General features: G+C 50.2%; 19 protein-coding genes. 8 read left to right on the top strand and 11 right to left on the bottom strand.

Annotation, left to right across the window (positions count from 1 at the left end; genetic code table 11):
- Positions 1-88 precede the first annotated feature (88 nt).
- Positions 89-1,555, top strand: a complete 1,467-nt coding sequence (locus CWE21_RS08725) for a RimK family protein (protein ID WP_126834054.1) — start codon at positions 89-91, stop codon at positions 1,553-1,555.
- Positions 1,555-2,004 (top strand): GNAT family N-acetyltransferase, encoded by a 450-nt coding sequence (locus CWE21_RS08720; RefSeq protein WP_126834053.1) that lies wholly within the window; start codon positions 1,555-1,557, stop codon positions 2,002-2,004. The genes CWE21_RS08725 and CWE21_RS08720 overlap by 1 nt, the downstream gene beginning before the upstream one ends.
- Here CWE21_RS08720 and CWE21_RS08715 read toward each other — a convergent pair.
- Entirely contained in the window at positions 2,001-3,044 is a 1,044-nt protein-coding gene (locus tag CWE21_RS08715; protein WP_126834052.1) for a cysteine synthase A, read from the bottom strand. The two genes, CWE21_RS08720 and CWE21_RS08715, sit on opposite strands and share 4 nt — an antisense overlap.
- A 35-nt stretch (positions 3,045-3,079) precedes the next feature.
- Positions 3,080-3,445 carry an Rcs stress response system protein RcsF gene (rcsF, locus tag CWE21_RS08710; protein ID WP_126834051.1) on the bottom strand — a complete coding sequence of 122 codons (366 nt, stop codon included), beginning with the start codon at positions 3,443-3,445 and terminating at the stop codon, positions 3,080-3,082.
- 147 nt (positions 3,446-3,592) lie between these two features.
- Here rcsF and cfa point away from each other — a divergent pair, with 147 nt between their 5' ends.
- Complete coding sequence (gene cfa / locus CWE21_RS08705) at positions 3,593-4,708, top strand: cyclopropane fatty acyl phospholipid synthase (RefSeq protein ID WP_126834050.1); 1,116 nt, start codon at positions 3,593-3,595, stop codon at positions 4,706-4,708.
- 11 nt (positions 4,709-4,719) lie between these two features.
- Here the strand turns inward: cfa and CWE21_RS08700 are convergent, their stop codons facing one another.
- Entirely contained in the window at positions 4,720-5,766 is a 1,047-nt protein-coding gene (locus CWE21_RS08700; protein ID WP_126834049.1) for an AI-2E family transporter, read from the bottom strand.
- A 107-nt stretch (positions 5,767-5,873) separates the two neighbouring features.
- On the opposite strand from CWE21_RS08700, the gene CWE21_RS08695 reads away from it, so the two are divergent.
- Positions 5,874-6,371 carry an Mpo1 family 2-hydroxy fatty acid dioxygenase gene (locus tag CWE21_RS08695; protein WP_126834048.1) on the top strand — a complete coding sequence of 166 codons (498 nt, stop codon included), beginning with the start codon at positions 5,874-5,876 and terminating at the stop codon, positions 6,369-6,371.
- 37 nt (positions 6,372-6,408) lie between these two features.
- Here the strand turns inward: CWE21_RS08695 and CWE21_RS08690 are convergent, their stop codons facing one another.
- The gene (locus CWE21_RS08690; RefSeq protein ID WP_126834047.1) at positions 6,409-6,633 is read right to left on the bottom strand and encodes a hypothetical protein; all 225 of its coding nucleotides are present in this window, start codon (positions 6,631-6,633) and stop codon (positions 6,409-6,411) included.
- Positions 6,634-6,772: 139 nt separating this feature from the next.
- Between CWE21_RS08690 and CWE21_RS08685 the strand changes: the two genes are divergently transcribed.
- Both CWE21_RS08685 and kynU read left to right on the top strand, forming a co-directional pair.
- Entirely contained in the window at positions 6,773-7,606 is an 834-nt protein-coding gene (locus CWE21_RS08685) for an alpha/beta hydrolase (RefSeq protein ID WP_126834046.1), read from the top strand.
- Between the two features lie 18 nt (positions 7,607-7,624).
- On the top strand, positions 7,625-8,872 hold the full coding sequence (kynU, locus tag CWE21_RS08680) for a kynureninase (RefSeq protein ID WP_420821128.1): 1,248 nt from the start codon (positions 7,625-7,627) through the stop codon (positions 8,870-8,872).
- A 19-nt stretch (positions 8,873-8,891) separates the two neighbouring features.
- Here kynU and CWE21_RS08675 read toward each other — a convergent pair whose 3' ends face one another.
- From CWE21_RS08675 to CWE21_RS08655, 5 genes are all read right to left on the bottom strand, one after another.
- Positions 8,892-9,743, bottom strand: coding sequence for a universal stress protein (locus CWE21_RS08675; RefSeq protein WP_126834044.1), 852 nt, complete (start codon positions 9,741-9,743; stop codon positions 8,892-8,894).
- A gap of 23 nt (positions 9,744-9,766) precedes the next feature.
- On the bottom strand, positions 9,767-11,257 hold the full coding sequence (locus CWE21_RS08670) for a SulP family inorganic anion transporter (protein WP_126834043.1): 1,491 nt from the start codon (positions 11,255-11,257) through the stop codon (positions 9,767-9,769).
- Positions 11,258-11,475: 218 nt separating this feature from the next.
- Positions 11,476-12,381 (bottom strand): tetratricopeptide repeat protein, encoded by a 906-nt coding sequence (locus CWE21_RS08665; RefSeq protein ID WP_126834042.1) that lies wholly within the window; start codon positions 12,379-12,381, stop codon positions 11,476-11,478.
- A complete protein-coding gene (locus CWE21_RS08660) occupies positions 12,381-13,790 on the bottom strand; it encodes a DUF945 family protein (protein ID WP_126834041.1) in 1,410 nt (469 codons plus the stop codon). The genes CWE21_RS08665 and CWE21_RS08660 overlap by 1 nt, the downstream gene beginning before the upstream one ends.
- A gap of 127 nt (positions 13,791-13,917) precedes the next feature.
- The gene (locus CWE21_RS08655) at positions 13,918-15,210 is read right to left on the bottom strand and encodes an NAD(P)/FAD-dependent oxidoreductase (protein WP_126834040.1); all 1,293 of its coding nucleotides are present in this window, start codon (positions 15,208-15,210) and stop codon (positions 13,918-13,920) included.
- A 127-nt stretch (positions 15,211-15,337) separates the two neighbouring features.
- On the opposite strand from CWE21_RS08655, the gene CWE21_RS08650 reads away from it, so the two are divergent.
- Complete coding sequence (locus tag CWE21_RS08650) at positions 15,338-15,901, top strand: DUF3750 domain-containing protein (protein ID WP_241970260.1); 564 nt, start codon at positions 15,338-15,340, stop codon at positions 15,899-15,901.
- Here the strand turns inward: CWE21_RS08650 and CWE21_RS08645 are convergent.
- Positions 15,898-17,646 carry a GGDEF domain-containing protein gene (locus CWE21_RS08645; RefSeq protein ID WP_126834039.1) on the bottom strand — a complete coding sequence of 583 codons (1,749 nt, stop codon included), beginning with the start codon at positions 17,644-17,646 and terminating at the stop codon, positions 15,898-15,900. The two genes, CWE21_RS08650 and CWE21_RS08645, sit on opposite strands and share 4 nt — an antisense overlap.
- 157 nt (positions 17,647-17,803) lie before the next feature.
- Here CWE21_RS08645 and CWE21_RS08640 point away from each other — a divergent pair, with 157 nt between their 5' ends.
- Positions 17,804-19,987: an OsmC domain/YcaO domain-containing protein gene (locus tag CWE21_RS08640; protein ID WP_126834038.1), complete on the top strand. Its 2,184-nt coding sequence runs from the start codon at positions 17,804-17,806 to the stop codon at positions 19,985-19,987.
- Here CWE21_RS08640 and CWE21_RS08635 read toward each other — a convergent pair.
- Positions 19,978-20,814: a patatin-like phospholipase family protein gene (locus tag CWE21_RS08635; protein WP_126834037.1), complete on the bottom strand. Its 837-nt coding sequence runs from the start codon at positions 20,812-20,814 to the stop codon at positions 19,978-19,980. The two genes, CWE21_RS08640 and CWE21_RS08635, sit on opposite strands and share 10 nt — an antisense overlap.
- Positions 20,815-20,862 lie beyond the last annotated feature (48 nt).

Raw genomic sequence — 20,862 nt, 5'->3', positions numbered from 1 at the left:
CTTTTTTTGTAAACACACGACGAAAATTTTACTTGTGTTTTCGTTAATTTAGCCTTAAATATGCGCGCAATTTTCATGCGGAGCTTTTATGCAAAATGCAGCCTTGATCATCCTTGATGATATTACCGATTGGCAACCCTATTACCCGAGCCAATCTATCGTTACCGCCAGTGAGTATTTACTGCAACAAAACGCCAAAGCACGTGCGCAAATCCTTAATTTGTGCGGCGACCTAAGCTATTTGTCGACTGGCTACTATGTCAGCCTTCTCGCTGAGGCGCGGGGCCAACGTGTTCTGCCTTCGGTAACCACAATTAACGACTTGGCGAACTTTTCACACTATCAATTGGTGCTGCCCGCTAATACCGATAAGCAAATTAGTAAGTACTTAGCTCAGCAGTCGACCGCGGCGTCGCAACGCGTACTTATTTGCTTCGGACAAGCCGAAAATCAACAACTGAGCAACTTTGCCCGACAGATCTTCGACCGCTATCCGTGTCCGATTCTCTGGGTTGAGTTCAGCCATCAGGGACGTTGGTTTATCACTAACATTGGTGCGGGTCACCTCGCTGAGCTAGATGATGAGCAACAAACCTTTTTCGGCAACGCACTTGATAGCTTCAGTAAACGCGTGTGGCGGAAAGCTCGCGCGCCTAAAGAGTACCGCTACGACTTGGCGATCTTGCACGATCCAGAAGAGACCATACCGACCAGCGACAAGAAAGCCTTGCAGAAGTTTATCAAAGCGGCCAAAGACGCCGATATTGACGCGGAGCTGATCACCGCTGACGACTACAATCGGCTGCTGGAATTTGATGCACTGTTTATTCGCGAGACCACGCGAATTAACCATTACACGTATCATTTTGCCAAGAAAGCTGAAGCTAATGGCATGGTTGTAATTGACGCACCGCACTCGATTTTGCAATGTGCGAATAAGGTCTTTCTGAAAGAGCTATTGGACAAACATAAGATCCCTACGCCGCGTACTGAGCTTTTGTTAAACCAACAAGCGATTGATTTTCAAGCGATTGGTGAACGTTTAGGTTACCCGGTGGTGTTAAAGATTCCAGATGGCTCTTTCTCGATTGGTGTCGAAAAAGCCGAGAATATCGACGAACTTAAAGCGATCGCCGCCGATCTTTTCAAAAAATCGACGATCTTATTGGCGCAAGAATTTGTTCGTACTGAATTCGATTGGCGTATCGGTGTGCTCAACAACCGCCCCATTTACGCCTGTAAGTACCTCATGGCGCGCAACCATTGGCAAATCTACAACCATGCCAGTGCAAGCAGCCGCGGTAAGTCGGGTGGTTTTGAAACCGTGGGCGTGCATCAGGTACCGAAAGAAGTAGTCAAAACCGCTTTGCAAGCCACCCGCTTGATTGGCGATGGCCTCTATGGTGTTGATATGAAGGTCACCGACAAAGGGCCTGTGATCATTGAGATTAATGACAACCCTTCGATTGAGTCTGGGGTTGAAGATTTACTGTTGGGCGATGAGCTGTATTACATCATTATGCGAGATTTCGCGCGCCGCTTGGATGAGAAGTAATGACGCAAACTTTGCGGCAAGCGACGCTTGCAGATCTGAGTGACTTGGTCACACTGGAAGCGGCCACCTTTAATTACAGTCAACTCGGCAGGCAAAGTTTTCGCCGTCTACTGCAAAGCCCGAGCGCTAAGTTATTTGTCATGCATGACGCCCAACAACTGCTTGGTTACAGCTTATTGCTCACGCGCAAAAATAGCCGTGTTTGGCGCTTGTACTCCATTGCAGTAGCTGCGGCTGCACGCGGGACAGGCGTTGGGCGCAAATTGTTAGAGCACGCACTAGAGTTGGCGCGCAGCCAAGGCGCTAGCGCTCTCTCATTAGAAGTAAAAGTGGATAACAAAGCGGCGATAGAACTCTATCGCCGCTATGACTTTGAAGTTGTCGATGTGTTGCACGATTACTATCCGGGCCATGCCGATGGCTACCGCATGCGTCTAAGCTTCACTTAACTTGGCTTGTACCAAACTCGTTCGCCGCTATCACGATAGCGTGCGAACATTTCATTAATTGGCTCCAACTCAAGGTTTAAGCCCCGACCTTTCAGGTAATCTTCATTGTAGAGTTTACTCGCCGAGCGCTCGCCTAGGTCACAAGCGAAAGTGACGATGGTTTTGCCGGGGCCATGCAGTGCGGCAGCTTGCAATGCACCGGCGAGATTAAGCGCTGAACTACTGCCCAAGACAATGGCATCGTGATCGCGTACATAGCGCGACAACGCCAGCAAGTCTTGGTCAGGGAGATTGACCGCCGCATCTATTTTCGCTTGCTTGAAATTCTCGACTAAGCGCATGATGCCTATGCCTTCAGTGAACGAACCACCGTTAGCTACGTACTCGCCCTGCTTCAAGTAGCTATAAATGCCTGAGCCATCAGGATCGGTGAGCCAAACTTGCACGTCTTGCTTACGCTCTTTCAAATACATCGAATTGCCCGCAATGGTGCCACCGGTACCCGCTACCGAAACGAATATATCAACGTCTCCGTCCGTCTGCTGCCAAATCTCTGGCCCTGTGGTTAGATAGTGAGCACGCGCATTGCTGGTGTTTTCAAACTGATTCGCCCACCAATAGTCATCACGACTCTCAGCTAGCTTGCGCGCCGTGTGATAGAAGTGGTTTTCATTGCGAAACGGCACAGGATCAACGGTTTTTAGCTGCGCACCGTGCAAGCTGATCATGCGCTCTTTTTCTGGCGACTGATCGTTTGGCATAACCGCCAGCATGTTGAGCCCAAGTGAACGAGCCACAATCGCCAAACCAATGCCGGTATTACCTGCAGTCCCCTCGACCACCGTCATACCTGGCTCTAGTTCGCCACTGGCCATCGCATCTTTGATAATTTGTAAGGCGGCGCGATCTTTTATCGAGCCACCGGGGTTCTGTGATTCTAATTTTAACCAAATTTCACAGCCAGTGAGCTTCGATAACGACGCCACTCGAATCATGTCTGTCTGACCGATCAAGTCAATCGGACGGTGCGCACTACGCATAAACGACTCCTATACAGCTTACTCGTTCACTTTGCCTATTGTAACGGGCGCATTTGGAAAGCGGTACCCTCGCACCACCAACGCGCCGTACAGCCATCCTTACTATCTTGTTGACAACGTTTTAGCACAACACGATTGGCTTGCTTGTCTGCTGCGGCTAATTTCATTGCGATAAGCGCCTCTTCCTGCGAGGCCTGGCCGTCAAGCAAAGGCCGTTGGCACGATTCACCACGGACCGTGCCCATATCAACAAACTCAACGTCCGTCCTCGATAGCTGATAAGGCTGGATGAACTCAACCGAATTACTGCGCGCTAGCTCAGCGGCAGGAAACCGATCGACCTGTGTTGCACAGCCCAGCAACACACCACAACTTAGCACTGCCATCAGTAAAATACGCATACTCTGCCTCTTCCATGTTTACTTTCATCACCCTAAGGCGCTCGTTACTATAAGTCTAGTCTGTTTGTGACTAAGCTATAACTTTCCTGCGCTTAGCTGCATTTTTTCTCAGCTTAGCTACACTTAGTGGCAACCTGCGGAGGCCTTATGAAAACTGAAGCTTATATCGCAAAACTATTAGAACAAGCCGATGTACAACTCAATGGTTCGCGCCCTTGGGATCTGAAGGTTCACAATAACAAGATGTTCGCCGACGTTTTGGCGCGCGGGAACCTTGGTCTTGGCGAAGCTTATATGCGCGGCGATTGGGATTGCGATCAACTCGACGTGTTTTTTCAGCGCATTTTACAGGCACAGCTTGGCCAGCATATTCGCCCTGTCAAACTTCTTTGGCATCACCTTAAAGCGCGACTCTTAAATCTACAAAATAGCCGCCGCGCCTGGCAAGTTGGCCAGCAGCATTATGACTTGGGTAATAACCTTTACCGCGCGATGCTCGACCAACGCATGGTCTATACCTGTGGCTACTGGCGTAAAGCGGATAACCTCGATGACGCACAGCGCGACAAGCTCGAATTAGTCTGTCGTAAACTACAATTGAAACCCGGTATGCGCGTGCTTGATATTGGCTGTGGTTGGGGGAGTTTCATGAAATACGCTGCCGAAAATTACGGCGTGCGTTGTGTTGGGCTCACTGTATCCGAAGCACAGGTTGAATTGGGACAACAACTCTGTGAAGGACTCCCCATAGAGTTTCGCTTGCAAGACTATCGGGAAATTAGCGAACCTTTCGATGCTGTGGTCAGCATTGGTATGTTTGAACACGTCGGACAGAAAAATTACGCCTCCTTTATGCAAGTTGCGCAGCGCTGTCTCAGCGACGATGGACTTTTTTTACTGCACACCATCGGCCGCAATCGTGATGTTCGCGGCACGGATCCATGGATTAATCGCTATATCTTTCCCAATGGCGAACTCCCTTGCATCAGCCATATCGACGACGCCTCGCGTGAGCTTTTCTGCTGCGAAGATATGCACAATTTTGGTGCTGATTACGATACTACTCTAATGGCATGGTGTGCTAATTTCGAAGAGCACTGGCCTGAGTTAAAGGACCAGTATGACGAGACGTTTTTCCGGATGTGGCGTTACTATCTTCTGTCATGTGCCGGTGCTTTCCGGGCCCGCGACCTACAAGTTTGGCAGTGGGTATTTAGCAAGCAGGGCCTAGCAAATGGCTATCACCGCCCTGTTCTCGATTAACTGGCGAGCAATTAAAGCTCGCCATTAAAGTCCTTCATAAAAATTTGCCAGGTTGCCATGAAAAGAGCGGCGACGAGCGGGCCAATGACAAAGCCATTAATACCGAACAAGACAATCCCGCCAATGGTGGAAAACAACACCACATAATCCGGCAACTTCGTGTCACGACCAACTAGAATAGGACGCAACAAGTTGTCCGCCAAGCCAATCACGATGGCGCCGTAAGCCAACAGCACCGTTGCGCTTATCCAAGCGCCGGTCGCATATAAATACAAACTAACTGGGAACCAAATAATTGCTGCACCCACCGCTGGGATAAGGGACAGAAAGGCCATTACCACCCCCCACAACAGCGGGCCCGGAATGTCCAATATCCAAAATATAATCCCGCCCAGCGCACCCTGGACGATTGCCACCACCAAGTTGCCTTTCACGGTTGCCCGCGTTACCTCGGCAAACTTGGTAAATAACGCATGTTCACGCTCATCACCGAGCGGTAAGGCTTTGATAATCAAATTCACCAAAGTCTTGCCATCGCGCAGCAAGAAGAAGGTCAAATACAGCATTAGTGCAAGACTGACCAAAAAGCTAAAGGTGTTCTGGCCGATCGTAAATGTTTCTTTCGCCAAGAACTGGCTGGCACTCATCAGTGCTTGCGATAAGCGTTCCTTTAGATTGTTCGTATCAACACCAAACTCAACGAGGAGCTGATCAACCCATGGGAAGGCGTCGCGTAGGCGTTGCAAGATTTGCCGCGGATCGATTTCGCCAGCTTCAATGCGCTGGTAAAACTGGATACCCTCGCTGACAAATGCCGAGGTTAGTAAAATCACCGGAATCACGACAATCGCCATGAGCGCGAATAGCGTCAATAAAGCAGCTGTATTCGGTCGTTCGCCAATCTTGCTAAGCACCCAGCGCTGCAACGGTGCAAAAATGACCGACACGGCACAAGCCCAAAAGATAGCGCCCCAGAAGGGTTCTAAAATAAATCCAAACGCAATGCTGACCAATACCAGCAATATCAAAAATGAGCGACGTTCCAGTTTATCGCGCATGGGCTTTCCTTTCTGTTTATTTTCTATTTATAGTAGATGGCAGAGCTACATAGTGACAAGAGTTCATCAGGGTAGCAAAGATTAATTGCCAAGAGCGGAGCAAGCGTATGAAAACTATTACCGATCACCTCGCCGATTATGCGGCGTATCATCGTGACCGCCGCAATATTGCGACCCACCTCGTGGGCATCCCAATGATTGTCATTGCCTTGCAAATTCTATTGTCGCGTCCCTACTGGGGCTTTGACGGCTGGTTTATTACCCCCGCGCTCATCGTTGCCGTGTTGGCGTCGCTGTTTTACTTACGTCTTGACCGCCCTCTTGGCATCCTAATGACGTTACTACTGGCGCTCACGGTTATCCTAGGCGTGAAGGTTGCGGCACTCAGCACTACGCTGTGGCTAACATGGGGAATTGGGTTATTTGTGGTTGGCTGGCTATTTCAGTTCATCGGTCATTATTTTGAAGGACGCAAGCCAGCATTCGTTGACGATATTATGGGTCTTGCGATTGGTCCGCTGTTTGTTGTCGCCGAAGTGGTGTTTATGGTCGGCGGAAAAAAGCAGCTGCAGCAAGCCATTGAGGCTCGCTTCGAGAAAGGCTAAATGACATCCGTGTCAACAATGACGTCCTAGCTTAGCTTTAATGCTGAGTCTTACTTGCACCATTGTCGGCTACTTCTTCCGTTGGTGGATTGACCCAAATGATGCGGTTTTGGACTGTTGAACGGTTCGCAGCCGCTTCTACTGCTGCTACATACTCCTGATCAACTACCCGTTTGGTTGACGTTTGTGCTGTGTGCGTGCTCGAACATCCACTGATCAATACAACGCCCAACAGGCCTAGTGTGAGTACTAACGTACGCATAATCACCTCCTGCGGTGTCTGTTGCTAACTAAAGTATAGCTACAATTTTTGGGATTTTTGCAACTTCAATTGTCTCAATGAGTTACAAGTTGTATGCTAGCTAAAACACCTAAATAAGCTACTTGCATCAAGTTGTACAATGAGAAAATTAAGTGCACTTCTTATCTCCGTATCAGTGTTTTCCGCGCTTGCGCAGGAACCGCGTAGTAATGTCAGTTTCAGTGACGTGCTCGCAGTACCTTTTGCTGAGCCTGACCAACGAATTTTCTATGGCGATTCACCGATACAGTTTGTTGAAAATTGGCAAGCTTTGGAGCGCCAATCGTCAGCGCCCATCATCCTATCGATTCATGGTGGCTGTTGGTTGAATGCTTATGCAATTGAACATACCTATGCCATGAACACAGCGTTACGCGATGCCGGCTTTGACGTCTGGTCACTCGAGTATCGCCGTGTGGGAGACCATGGCGGAGGTTGGCCGGGTACTTTCAACGATATTCAAAACGGTCTCGTAACCATCGCCGCACAGTATGGTGGAGAACAAGCCTTGGCCCAACGCGATGTCACCTTGATTGGCCACAGTGCTGGCGGACATTTAGCTTTGCTGGCAGGAAAGCAACAAGCAGCGCTCATTGACCGCATCGTTGGCTTGGCAGCAATCACGGATATCAAGGCCTACGCTGCAGGTGAAAATAGCTGCCAACAGGCAGGTAAGCGTTTTATGGAAGGCGCGGATGATCAAGCGTGGAAGGCAGCAAACCCAGCAGAGCAAGCAGCCCAACACATCACCTATCTGTTCCATGGTGATGCAGATAACATCGTGCCAGTCTCCCAAAGCCACGAATTTGCCACCCGCGAACAGGTCGAAGTGGTTTGGTTGGAGGGCGCAGGACACTTTGATGTCATTGATCCGCAAAGCAGAGCATGGCTTACTATCCTAAACAAGCTTAAACAGCTAAGCGCACAAGATTAGGAAGCTTTTATGAGTAGTATAGACTTCGCCGCCCTTGCCGAGCGGGATCATGCCGATCCGCTTGCCGCCAAGCGTAACCTGTTTCGTATCCCCACAGATACGATTTACCTCGATGGTAACTCGCTCGGCTTAATGACCCATGCCACCGCCACACGGGTGCAAGAGGTGGTACAGCGGCAATGGGCAAACGACGGCATTAAGAGTTGGAACCAGCACGACTGGGTCAATCTGCCCTCGCTGGTGGGTGATAAGATTGCCCCCATCATCGGTGCAGCGCCCGGGCAAGTGATTTGTTGTGACTCTATTTCGGTCAACCTTTTCAAAGTTCTGAGCGCAGCGATCAAACTGCAAGATGGCCGCACACAAGTGGTTTCAACGCAGGATAACTTTCCCACCGACCTCTATATGGTGCAAGGGCTCAGCCAACTGCTTGGTGAAAAACATTGTGCGTTAACGACGGTTGATGAAAACGCTATACTCGAACAACCGAGTCAGTTCATCAACGAGCACACTGCGGTCGTGCTGTTGACTGAAGTCAACTTCCGTACCGGTCGGCGCTTACCTTTACAACAACTCATTGCACATGCGCATGCGGTCGGAGCTTTAGTCATTGTCGACCTTGCCCATAGTGCTGGCGCGATGCCGGTCGAGCTAGACGCGTGGCAAGCCGACTTCGCTGTAGGTTGCACCTACAAGTACCTGAATGGTGGCCCTGGCGCACCAGCCTTCGTCTATGTTGCCAAACGCCACTTACAACGCCTGAACCAACCACTGGCTGGTTGGTTCGGTCATGCCCAACCGTTCGCTTTTGACCCTGTTTACCAGCCAGCGGATACCATTAAACAAATGCTCAGCGGTACCCCTTCGATCATTGCGATGAGCGCAGTTGACGCTGCCTTAGATGCTTTTACTGGGGTGGACCTGCAACAGGTAAGAGAAAAGTCGATAGCGCTGAGTGAACTCTTTCTCGAGCTGCTTGCTAGTTATGACTTTGCTCACGCATTTGAGTGTATTTCGCCAGCCGATCCACGAGCACGCGGCAGCCAGCTTTCGTTTGCCCACGACGATGCTTATGCTATTTGCCAGGCCTTGATCGAAGCCAACGTTATCGCCGATTTTCGCGCACCTAACTATTTACGGGTCGGATTTACGCCGCTTTATACCAGCTATACCGACATCGGTGTGGCGGTCGAACGCCTCGCGGCGATTATGCAGGAAGAAAGTTACCGCGCGCCGCGCTTTCAGCAGCGACACGCAGTGACTTAGGCAGCTTGAAGTGAGTTTATTAGCGCAGCACCAGCACTGGAGTGGTGCTTTCTTGCAGCATACGCATGGTGGTGCTACCGACTAAGAACTGGCGGATGCGTGAGTGCCCAAAGGCGCCCATCACCATCATGTCAATGCTGTGCTGCTGTTGGTAACGATGCAAGGCGTGCTCAACATCACCGGCAAGCAGCGCCGTTTCGACTTCATGGCCGCCGGCACGCAACTGCTCTGCCGCCCACTCCAGACGCTCACGATTGTCCGCTGTATCCGCATCCACCATTACCACATGCACTGGCATACCTTTGAATAACGGACTTTCCGCTAATAGCTCAACACCTTTTTTGGTGGTCGCACTCGCATCAAACGCTAACATCGCACTTTGCGGTTCATTAAAAGCATCAGGGGTAAGCAACAAAGGCCGATGGACGGTGCGGATCACCGTTTCCAAATGACTGCCGACTTTATGCAGTTGATTCACCGAGTCCTCGCCATGCAGCCCTAGTACCGCCAAACGCACATCGCCTTCCATCTCAACCAAAGTTTCCGCAAGCTCACCGTGGCGTTGACGTTGATGAACGGTCTCAACGCCCAGCTCCCGTACTTTGCTAGCGGCTTGATCTAGCACCATATGCCCATGCTTGAGTGCCAGTTTGGCGCGCTGTTCGTCCAGCGCGGCAAGTTGCTCAAGTAAGCCTTCACGCGTGCCTAGGCCGATGTTACCGGTCACATCCGTACTCGCTTCCCGTTCGTGGTTTTCCAGCACGTGCAACAGCATCAGCGGCGCAGACAATTGCCGTGCGGCCCACGCCGAATAGTCACATACGGCGGTATTCGTCGTTGCTGCATCGATGCATCCAATTACATATGACATGGTTTTCTCCTCAACTGGGTCGCTTAATGGCCGCCCATAATCTCGTCCGTTGCGCCTGGCTTATCATGCACACCAAAACGGTCAACGATGGTGGCACTTGCTTCATTAAGGCCAATCACTTCAACTGCAGCACCTTCACGGCGGAATTTGATGACAACTTTATCAAGTGCGCCGACCGCAGTGATGTCCCAAAAGTGGGCTTTGGTCAAATCAATCACTACCTTATCAACGGCTTCTTTAAAGTCAAAGGACGCGACAAACTTATCCGCTGAACTAAAGAATACCTGACCTACGACCTGGTATTGACGGGTCACACCATCGTCATCAATCGTTGAGCTGACATGCATGAAATGGCCAATCTTGTTGGCAAAGAACATTGCTGCCAACAGCACGCCCACACCGACACCCAGCGCTAAATTATGCGTTGCTACTACGACAACTACAGTGCTTACCATCACAATATTAGTCGACAACGGATGCTTGCGCAGGTCACGTATCGAAGCCCAGCTAAAGGTACCGATGGATACCATGATCATCACTGCGACCAGTGCCGCCATCGGGATTTGTTTGAGCCATTCGTCGAGTACCACAATCATCACCATGAGGAACACCCCAGCGACGAGGGTCGACAGCCGCCCACGACCGCCTGACTTCACATTTATGACAGACTGTCCAATCATGGCACAACCCGCCATACCACCGAACAAGCCAGCACCAATATTGGCAATCCCTTGACCACGACACTCGCGGTTCTTGTCACTGGTGGTATCGGTAAGGTCATCCACAATGGTTGCGGTCATCATCGACTCAAGTAAACCCACCACGGCCAAACCGATGGAGTACGGCAAGATGATCATCAGCGTGTTGAGATTCAGCGGTACATCAGGCCAGAGGAATACCGGTAACGTATCCGGTAATTGCCCCATATCGCCAACGGTACGGATATCAATGTCCCAGACAATCGCGACGATGGTCATGCTAACGATACACACCAACGGTGACGGCAGTAACTTGCCGATTTTAGGCACATAAGGGAACAGATAAATGATACCCAAGCCCGCAGCGGTCATCGCATAGACATGCCACGTCACATTGGTTAGCTCTGGTAGCTGTGCCATAAATATCAAGATGGCCAACGCGTTGACAAAGCCAGTCACAACCGAGCGCGACACGAAGCGCATTAAGTCACCAAGCTTCAAGGCGCCCATGATGATCTGCAATACGCCGGTCAAAAGGGTCGCTGCCAATAAATATTCCAATCCATGCTCCCGGACCAGCGTCACCATAAGCAGAGCCATCGCACCGGTGGCGGCAGAGATCATGCCCGGACGTCCACCAACAAAGGCAATGATCACGGCAATACAGAACGAGGCATACAGCCCGACTTTTGGATCGACACCGGCGATAATTGAAAACGCGATGGCCTCAGGAATAAGCGCCAGCGCGACCACGATACCCGCAAGCACATCGCCACGAATGTTCGCTAGCCACTGACTACGAATCGTATTCATCATAATTTTCACTTTTAAAAGTTATAGGTTTTCTATCTCGGAGCGAGAACAATAAAATTGCCGCCTCTTCATGAGGCAGCCAACAAGGGAGGTCTGTTACGTCTAGGGTGGCGTAAGCAGCTGCAACGCTCTTTCTCCAAATACTCGAAAAACAGGGCGCGGAGTATACACTACCCGCCCCCTGTCCTCAAATTTACAAAGCTCTGCGCTATGCTGCTTGGTTAGTTGCCGCGGCTTCCTGACAGCACATCGGCGATGCTACCTTGGCCTTTTTGCGGACGCACAACGGCACAGGGACTGCCGGTGTCACCACACCCTACTCCTTGGATACGCGAACCAATGGAGCGCTTATCAAATTTGGGAGAAGATTCTAAATTTTCCAGCAATCGTCCTAATTGAGTTCGGTACAGACTGGCATCCGCCGTCACCGTAATACGTTCCATGGCTTGTTCGGCCGCCTGCAGGCGTTCACCTTGCTCAGTTTGCGCAAATTCCGTTTGCTTCAGTTCTTTGTTGATAGCACTCAGTTGTTGCCTCGCGTCGCTATAGCCAACGCGTGCTAACCGAGCAAAGAACACGCCCGCCGTAGGTAGGTCTTGCTCCACTAGGGTACCCGTCTGATACAAGCGAGCTAACGCATAGAGTGCCGTCAGTAAGTTCGCCTCGGCGGCTTGCTCAAGTAACGGGACCCCAGCCATTTGCTCATCACGATCGGCTGAGCCAAGAAGCTGCACTGCACGTTCATACTGCGCCGGCGCATAGCCGGCAGCAACCGAGCGTTCAAGCCATTGTTGCGCTAACGCCTGATCCTGCTCGACGATAAAACCACGAGCATGCCAATCAGCCAGCACAAACATCGCCATTGGGTTGCGGCGATGCGCACCTTCTTGAATAAAGCTTCGGGCTTTATCATGGTCTTGTGCAACCCCATCGCCACTAGCGTAGGCGAGTGCGACAACAGCAGCAGCATCGCCACTGCCCTTGCGCGCAAACCGTTCTAACTTGGCTAATTCGGTTGCGCAATTGCCGTCTTGGCAAATCGTTACCGACTCGGTTCCATCCGCAATAGCGACGCTGGGCATCAAGGTTAAAGCGCCTAGTAGAGCTAGCGTGCCTAATCGCATCATTACATCATCTGCCCTAAAGGTAACTGCTGGCCATTTAGATTAAGCATGCCTTGCGCGACTTCCGCATGGAATAAATAATGCTCTTCTTCGCTCGTTAACATGCCTTGCTGGACAAAGTTCTGCAGCATCGTGGTTGCCTGTTGTTCGGCGAGCTCATTTAACTGCTCAGGGTCCATGTCAACCGGTCCACCTGCGGCAAATGCGGTGCGCACGTAGGCGCTCGCAAGTTTATGCGCTAGCGCTTTGTCGATTTTCAGATCGGCATTGGCTATCAGGTTCTGCTGAATAAAGGCATCGTCAACTTGCGCGGGCAACTGATCAATTTGCGCTAGCGTCATCAACATTGAGCCATCCAGACTTCCTTCTGTCATGCTAAAGCCAAAGTCAGGGAAAGCGAGCTCAGGTTGTGCTGTCAGTAAGTCAGCCTTATGCCGCTCCATCATCGCCGTCATTCTCGTGGCAAGAACTTGTGGATCGTCCTCACCCACAAGATCTTTCATTGAGCTAAAGTAGTCATCGATAAACCCACGATCAATATTATTTACCTGCGTCAGCATACGCACGTCGCTCACTTCGGTCCCATCGACATAGAGGTTATCCGCTTTATAACCCATGTGAACGTGCACGAGGCTGCCGTCTTCACTTTCTAGCATCGCTATATCACTGACTAAGTGACTCATCAAAAAGAGTTCTTCTTCAGCAGCAGCCATACGCATCTGCCCCAGCGTAAAAGTGACTGCAGAGGGGTAATAAACACCTCGCAGCATGGTCTTCAGATCCGCAGTTGCATCAAAGTTTATCGCCATCGCATTAACATCAACCGAAAACTCATCAGCTACGTTTAGCTGTAACTGTTCGTGGTTACCTTGATAGCTGAATTCACCATTACTGTAGTGACCATCGCCACGGAACTCGGTCATACTAAAGCTGAAGTCTGGCAGTGCAGAGGTGCTCTGAATAGCAGGGATGTAGTCTTGAAAAACGCCGATGCCTAAGAGGTTGACTGTGCCTTGCTGCAAATAAAATGGTTGTTCAGTATCCCACTGAACATAAGTCTCAAGCCCGGCGCCATCATTGGTGGCTTGCCAAGCGGCGAGACCTAAGCCAAATCCTTGATCCGTCAGAATCGGACCATGCTGAATCGAAACGTCGATAAGCGTACTGACTTCCTCAGCGTCTGGATCTACCATTAACGTTGCCAAATCGACACTCATTTTTAGCACCGCATTAGCGCTAAACCAACCGCGCTCGTAACTGACCACTTCTAGACTGTAGGCAGGTTGCTCTTGGTCAAATAGCGCCACATGTTCACGTATACTCGATTCTGCTTGCGAGCCAATTAATGTTGGGCTGATAACCAACCCAGCAACCACTACAGCAACGCCAATGCCCCATCCTTTTTTGCTCATTTTGTAACTTCCGTAGCTTGTTGTAAAAACGTTATCCTAACGAAATAAAAGCAATAGTTCACTAGAATTCCGTTACAAATGCTAGGTTGAATTGTAAACAAACGCGTAAGGTCACTTAATTTACCGTCTAATGTAACTTAAGGCGTGGCCGCAAGCGGCGATTGATAACTTGCGCCAGCATGTATAACAAGGTCCGAAAATAGCCATGTACCGCTACCTGATGCATACGGTAGAGCGATTTATACATCACCCGGGCCAGTAAACCTTCGACTTTCATTGAGCCTTTGGTCAAATTGCCCATAAGACTGCCGACTGCTGAATAACTCGATAGCGAAACCAATGAACCGTGATCACGATAACGGAAAGACGGTAGCTCGTGCCCTTGTTTTTGTGCACAAATGACCTTGTAGATATGGCTTGCCATTTGGTGTGCCGCTTGCGCTCGTGGCGGTACACGAGAACCATCGGGCTGCTCAACCGCAGCGCAGTCGCCGAGCACAAACACATTGTCGTAAGTCGAACTTTGCAACGTTGGGCGAGCAATGATCTGGTTGCCTCGATTACATTCAAAGCCATTGAGATTGGCGAGAAATGGTGGCGCTTTTACCCCTGCTGCCCATACTTTGATGGGTGCTGCGATGAGTTCACCGTCTTTAGTAACCAGGCCTTGCTCATTGATTTCGGTGACTGCCGTGGCGGTCCGCACCTGCACGCCAAGCGCTTCTAATTCATGCAATGCCGACGCCGCAATGCGCTCTGGTAATGCCGGCAAGATCCGCTCACCCGCTTCAACCAAAGTGATTTGTAGCTGGCTCATATTGAAATCATCAAAGCCATAAGCACGAATAAGTTCCGCAGACTTATGTAATTCGGCCGAAAGCTCTACTCCCGTTGCGCCACCACCAACAATCGCGACACTTAGTGGTTGCGGATATTGCTTCGCTTGGAGTGCGAGAAAGGTATTCATAAGAGTATGGTGGAAGCGTCGCGCTTGGCGCACACTATCAAGAAAATAACAGTGCTCGGCCGCGCCTTTCGTACCAAAGTCATTCGTCACCGAACCGATTGCGAGAACCAAAGTGGTGTAGGGAATCACGCGTTCCGCGACAATTTCATGCCCCGCATCATCAGTCATCGCGGCTAAGCGAATCTGTTGCTGCTCAGCATCAACATCGATTAACTCGCCGGGCTGAAAGCGAAATCCCGCACTTGCCGCCTGTACGCGATAATCAACGCCATCAACATCAGCATCCAATGCGCCTGCAGCCACTTCATGCAATAAGGGTTTCCAGATATGCGTGAGATTGCGATCCACGAGCGTGACTTGAACTGAGCTGTCACGTTTAAACTTGCGCGCAAGACGCGTCACCAACTCTAAACCACCGGCCCCACCCCCTACCACAACAATGTGTTCGGTCATCTCGTCATCCCTATTTGCTGTTTTCAATGTACTCGGCGTAAGCTAATTGTAACAGCGAATGAAGTGATCTTTTAGCTACTCAAGGCAGAATTAAATAGTCTTAAACTTGAATTTTGGAGTTAAAACTTTGCAGCGTTCTATCTTTTCAATCTTTGCCGTACTGCTGCTAACGAGCAGCGTGGTTGCCTGTTCCTCGCAAGACTGGCGCAACACTTCGCGCGAGCCGGCAGGCCTTTCGTTATCGCCAACTGTTACCAGCGAGGCGGTGATTGAAGCCTATGCTGCGGACGCCTTTGGTTGGCGCGGCTGGTTTGCTGTGCATAGCTGGCTCGCAGTGAAGCCTGCCGATGCGAGTGAATATACGGTCTATGAGGTGGTCGGTTGGCGCGTCGATAGTGGCCAACCAGCACTACGCATTTACCAAACGGCAACGCCGGATCGTTATTGGTATGGCGCACGACCAGAGAAGCTGCTGACAGTTACAGGGAGTCAAGCTGCACAGCTAATTCCACAGATTGCCGCTGCAGCAGATGAATATCCTTGGGCGAATGAATACGAAGCAGTGCCGGGTCCAAACAGCAACACCTTTCCCGCCTGGATCGCGCTGCGTTTTCCTGAATTAGGTCTACAGCTACCGTTCAGTGCTATTGGTAGCGGTTACGCTGACAACGACCCACGCTTGCCTTATTAATTGGTCTCGCGCGAAAGGCTCACGTCGCTGGCCTCACCATAGACACAGACACAGTCACGGCCGTTGCCTTTCGCTTGGTAGAGAGCTGTATCCGCATCATGTAGCGCCAGCTCGATAGATGACACATTGAGGTCGACACCAGCAACGCCAACACTCACGGTGACCCTCAAGGCTTGAGAGCTCGGTTCGGCTACATTGATATCGTGCACTTGTCGACGCAAGGTTTCAGCAATGGCTTCAGCGCTGTTCAAAGAAGTGCGGTAGAGCAAGATCATGAACTCTTCGCCGCCAAAGCGCGCAACGATGTCATGTGATCGACATGAGGCGGTTAGAAGCTTTGCTAGCTCTATCAAAACACGGTCGCCCACATGATGGCCATGCGCATCATTCACCTGTTTAAAGTCGTCAAGATCAACAGCAAGTACCGCCATCTCGACGCCCTGCGCTTTCGCTTTCTCTAACAGCTCGTTCGCACGACGATGAAAATAGCGGCGATTATAAAGACCGGTCAACGAGTCGGTTTGCGCCTCGATACGCAATTGCTCTTGGCTGGCTTTCACCTGCTCTAACATCTTGATGCGATAGGCGACAATGAAAGCAAGCATGAGTGCTTCAAGCATAATGCCAATGCCAACACCATGCTTGGTGATATAGCTGAAATCGAGGATAGACTTGTAGTACAGCACCGCAAGCGCATTGAAGATAAAGAAAAAGCTATGGCCAAGTAAAAAGTAGATCGCCAGCGGATGCCCTTTACGCCAAATCGAGAGGCCAACGGAGAGTGTGATCACGATCATAATTGCGGCAATACTACTGGCATAACTAAGCGCTGCGACAATATCAAAAATGCCATAGATAAAGTCCGCCACGATGACGGCAAGAAGTGCTACCAGTATCTTGTGTTCAATCGGAAAGCTGCGCTTGGTATCAAATATGGCAATCATGAATAACACCAGAAACATTGCCATTGCCATGAGCGATAAATGAAACTGCAACGCTATATCGCCAAATAGCCCAAGCATATTGCTCAGCAAGCCGTATGAAAGTGCAATCCATGTTGCGCCTGATATCAAATACAAGGCGTAGTAGACGTTTTCAACAGAGCGAGAAGAAAAGTAGAGCAAGAAGTTAAAGATAAACAACGCGAGTAAAATACCTACCATCAACGCGATATCGAGCATTGTTCCTGCCAGCGCATCACGTGAATGTTGCTCGTCATAAACATTGAGTGCGAACCATTGATGTGAATATGACCAGCTATGCACGTAAAAGGTAGCACTTTGCCCAGCCGCAAGCGTGGTGTCATAAACCGCCTGCTCGCGAATCATCTTCGGATGTTGCTCAGCATCATTTAATTCTATTTTAACGCGCTCATGCACGACGCCCTCGCGTAATTCGTAAAATTCTACCGCGCGGTTGTGATAAGCCTCAGGAAAATGAATAAATAGTCGGCGCGCCTCACTGCCCGTATTTTCTATACGGAAGCGGACCCATACTGATTTCGCCTCAGTTCCAAGCGCCAACCTGCTTTCATAAGGGGTGTAAGACAGCGTGCGAACTTCACTTAAGCTCATATCAGTGCGCGGTGCAACTGTGTACTCAATCGGAAAGCTTTCGAGTCGAATCGGCTCGGCACCAATCTTGCTGGTAGGTATAGCAGCACGAGCCGACGTTGCCGTAGCCAACAATAGGAAGCTGAGTAAGCAGATAGACACCCAGCTGAGCTGGCGTAACAATGCATTCATGTAGAAAAGTCTTTACGGTTTGTATAATTATTATTGTTTGCCAAGCGTAATACATAATGGCGAAAAATTCCACGCAGACGAAAGGGGTGAAAATGTGGATAATAGCGCAGGTTGAATACATTCAGGGCAAACGCCCCCGCAAAAAGTAGCGCACATCATGGAAATCAAAGTAAATTTTCTCGACAATCTTCGTCTTGAAGCTAAATTCGACGACTTTACCGTCGTTACCGATCAACCGATTCGTTATAAAGGCGACGGTTCGGCACCTAGCCCATTTGATTATTTCTTGGCTTCTTCAGCCATGTGCGCCGCCTACTTTGTCAAAGTCTATTGCTTGTCACGCGATATCCCGACTGAAAATATTCGTTTGTCACAGAACAATATTGTTGACCCAGAAAATCGTTACAACCAGATTTTCAAAATCCAAGTCGAACTACCGGAAGATATTTCCGAGAAAGATCGCCAAGGTATTTTGCGTTCTATCGAGCGCTGCACAGTAAAAAAAGTGGTGCAAACTGGGCCTGAGTTCCAAATTGAGGTGGTCGAGAATCTTGACGAAGATACCCAAGCATTGCTCATGGGAGCTCCTGAAGGAAGCGCTCTCACCTACATCGAAGGGAAGGACCTACCGCTCGAGCAAACCATCGCCAATATGACCCAGATCTTGGCCGACCTAGGGATGAAAATCGAGATTGCCTCTTGGCGCAACATCGTCCCCCATGTTTGGTCGCTTCACATACGTGATGCCGCCTCCCCTATGTGCTTCACCAATGGTAAGGGCGCGACCAAAGAGGCTGCTTTGGCTTCAGCTCTAGGCGAGTTCATTGAACGTCTGAATTGTAACTTTTTCTACAACGACCAGTTTTTTGGCGAAGAGATTGCCAATAGTGAATTTGTCCATTATCCCAATGAAAAATGGTTCCCATTAACCGCCGATGATGCTGTGCCAAGCGGACTGCTTGATAGCTATTGCCTGCCGATTTACGACCCCGAAGGCGAGTTGCAGGGCTCGCATTTGATTGATACCAACTCTGGGCGTCGTGACCGCGGTATCTGTGCCTTGCCTTTCCGCCGCCATTCTGACGGCGAGACTGTGTATTTTCCGTCGAATCTTATTGAAAACTTATACCTGAGTAACGGCATGAGTGCTGGCAATACGCTGGTCGAAGCGCAAGTACAATGTTTGTCTGAGATCTTCGAGCGCGCGGTGAAACGCGAAATTTTAGAAAACGAGATCGCCCTACCTGACGTACCTGCTGAAGTCATGGCGCGCTACCCTGATTTAGTTGAAGCCGTACAGGCATTGGAAGCCCAGGGCTATCCGATTTTAGTTAAGGATGCCTCGCTCGGCGGTCAGTTCCCAGTCATGTGTGTCACGCTTATGAACCCACGTACCGGAGGTGTGTTCGCTTCGTTTGGCGCTCACCCAAGCATGCACGTGGCGCTAGAGCGCAGTCTTACTGAGCTAATGCAAGGCCGCAGTTTCGAAGGTTTGAATGACTTCCAGCCACCGACATTTAATTCGATGGCGGTGAGTGAACCGAATAATTTTGTTGAGCACTTTATCGACTCATCAGGCTTGGTCTCATGGCGCTTTTTCAGTGCTAGCAGCGACTATGACTTTGCTGATTGGGACTTTTCTGGGAGCAACGCTGAAGAATCTGAGCGACTCTTTGATATCTTAGCGGATATCGGCAAAGAAGCTTATGTCGCCGTGTACGAAGAATTGGGTGCACCGGTGTGCCGCATCCTTGTGCCGGGCTATTCGGAAGTCTACCCAGTTGAAGATTTGGTCTGGGACAACACTAATGTTGCCCTCGATTATCGCGAAGACATTCTAAACTTGCACCGCCTCTCCGACGCGCAATTGCTCGACTTGGTCGAACGGTTGGAGGAAAGCCAACTGGATAACTATACCGATATCATTACCTTGATCGGTATCGAGTTTGACGAAAATACCGTATGGGGCCAGCTCACGATTCTCGAGTTAAAACTACTGATTTATCTTGCACTGGGTCGCCATGAAGACGCTCTCGACTGTGTCGAAATGTTCTTGCAGTACAACGACAATACCGTTGAGCGCGTGTTGTTTTACCGAGCGGTCCAAGCCGTACTCGAAATCGAGCTCGACGACGAACTAGAACTTGATGATTATCGCTATAATTTAGCGCGTATGTATGGTGACGACACCATGGAAGCCGTGATTGGTTCTGTCCTTGGTGACGTACGTTTTCATGGACTGACACCGACTAATATGCAATTAGAAGGGCTAGATAAACACTTACGCCTCATCGAGAGCTACAAGAAACTGCATGCCGCTCGGGCCTCCAGTTACAAGTGATCCATATGCTCGAAGGCCGCCCGCAAACCAGCGTTGTAACCAATTTCTAGGCGCTCACGTTGGCGAGTAAAACGCCCTACTGGCATATACTCAGGGGGCGCAATGATATGTATGGTGCAGTCTTCCGGTGGGTTTTCAATAAAATCGATGGTAGCGTTGTAGCGATCTGCACGATCTTCAATGGCGTCACATAGCTTTGGGTATTGGCTCAAAATTCGGCGAGTAATGCCCAGTGAGCGGCCTGAGGTTTTGCGGTAGCCCTCGGCGCGCGACAAGATGACAGTGATCTCCCGCGCGCCCATCTCATAGGCCTTCAATACCGGAATTGAATCGGCTACGCCACCATCGGTCATCGCCACACCATCGACCTCGGGAAAGTCACGAAAAGCCAAGGGAATAGCGCACGACGCAGGGAACAACTGATGCATGTTTTCCGCATCGACTTGAAAATAACAAGGCGCGCCATCTTCAACTCGTGTCGTAACCGCGTATAGCGGGATCTTACCTGCCACGTAACGATCAAAGTGCAATTCAATTTGATCATACGACGTGCGCCACAACCATTCGACATCGCAGAGGTGGCCACCTAGCATTCCCCGAATCGGATCGATGAAGTCTTTTGATTGTGCCAGCTCAGTGAGGATGCGATAACTACGTTGATAATCTTCAGTAAGATAGCCGATCAAATTGGTCGAGCCCGCAGAAACACCAATCGCTAAATCGAAGGGTTTGAAACTCTCGCGCAAAAATCCATCGAGTACGCCTGCGGCAAATATGCCGCGCATCGCGCCGCCTTCAACTACCAGTGCTCGTGAGATTGGTTTCATCAAAATGCCATCGCCGTAATTTCAACAAAGATTCCCATAGAATGGACT

It is taken from the genome of Pseudidiomarina aquimaris (assembly GCF_003987395.1).
In the GTDB taxonomy this organism is placed as follows: domain Bacteria; phylum Pseudomonadota; class Gammaproteobacteria; order Enterobacterales; family Alteromonadaceae; genus Pseudidiomarina; species Pseudidiomarina aquimaris.
This window is presented reverse-complemented; position numbering and strand designations above follow the sequence as displayed.

What these genes read in the sequence shown, in the direction of transcription:
- CWE21_RS08725 (WP_126834054.1), top strand. Translation starts at nt 89, where the DNA reads ATGCAAAATGCAGCCTTGATCATCCTTGATGATATTACCGATTGGCAA.
- CWE21_RS08720 (WP_126834053.1), top strand. Translation starts at nt 1,555, where the DNA reads ATGACGCAAACTTTGCGGCAAGCGACGCTTGCAGATCTGAGTGACTTG.
- CWE21_RS08715 (WP_126834052.1), bottom strand. Translation starts at nt 3,044, where the DNA reads ATGCGTAGTGCGCACCGTCCGATTGACTTGATCGGTCAGACAGACATG.
- rcsF (WP_126834051.1), bottom strand. Translation starts at nt 3,445, where the DNA reads ATGCGTATTTTACTGATGGCAGTGCTAAGTTGTGGTGTGTTGCTGGGC.
- cfa (WP_126834050.1), top strand. Translation starts at nt 3,593, where the DNA reads ATGAAAACTGAAGCTTATATCGCAAAACTATTAGAACAAGCCGATGTA.
- CWE21_RS08700 (WP_126834049.1), bottom strand. Translation starts at nt 5,766, where the DNA reads ATGCGCGATAAACTGGAACGTCGCTCATTTTTGATATTGCTGGTATTG.
- CWE21_RS08695 (WP_126834048.1), top strand. Translation starts at nt 5,874, where the DNA reads ATGAAAACTATTACCGATCACCTCGCCGATTATGCGGCGTATCATCGT.
- CWE21_RS08690 (WP_126834047.1), bottom strand. Translation starts at nt 6,633, where the DNA reads ATGCGTACGTTAGTACTCACACTAGGCCTGTTGGGCGTTGTATTGATC.
- CWE21_RS08685 (WP_126834046.1), top strand. Translation starts at nt 6,773, where the DNA reads ATGAGAAAATTAAGTGCACTTCTTATCTCCGTATCAGTGTTTTCCGCG.
- CWE21_RS08675 (WP_126834044.1), bottom strand. Translation starts at nt 9,743, where the DNA reads ATGTCATATGTAATTGGATGCATCGATGCAGCAACGACGAATACCGCC.
- CWE21_RS08670 (WP_126834043.1), bottom strand. Translation starts at nt 11,257, where the DNA reads ATGATGAATACGATTCGTAGTCAGTGGCTAGCGAACATTCGTGGCGAT.
- CWE21_RS08665 (WP_126834042.1), bottom strand. Translation starts at nt 12,381, where the DNA reads ATGATGCGATTAGGCACGCTAGCTCTACTAGGCGCTTTAACCTTGATG.
- CWE21_RS08660 (WP_126834041.1), bottom strand. Translation starts at nt 13,790, where the DNA reads ATGAGCAAAAAAGGATGGGGCATTGGCGTTGCTGTAGTGGTTGCTGGG.
- CWE21_RS08655 (WP_126834040.1), bottom strand. Translation starts at nt 15,210, where the DNA reads ATGACCGAACACATTGTTGTGGTAGGGGGTGGGGCCGGTGGTTTAGAG.
- CWE21_RS08645 (WP_126834039.1), bottom strand. Translation starts at nt 17,646, where the DNA reads ATGAATGCATTGTTACGCCAGCTCAGCTGGGTGTCTATCTGCTTACTC.
- CWE21_RS08640 (WP_126834038.1), top strand. Translation starts at nt 17,804, where the DNA reads ATGGAAATCAAAGTAAATTTTCTCGACAATCTTCGTCTTGAAGCTAAA.
- CWE21_RS08635 (WP_126834037.1), bottom strand. Translation starts at nt 20,814, where the DNA reads ATGAAACCAATCTCACGAGCACTGGTAGTTGAAGGCGGCGCGATGCGC.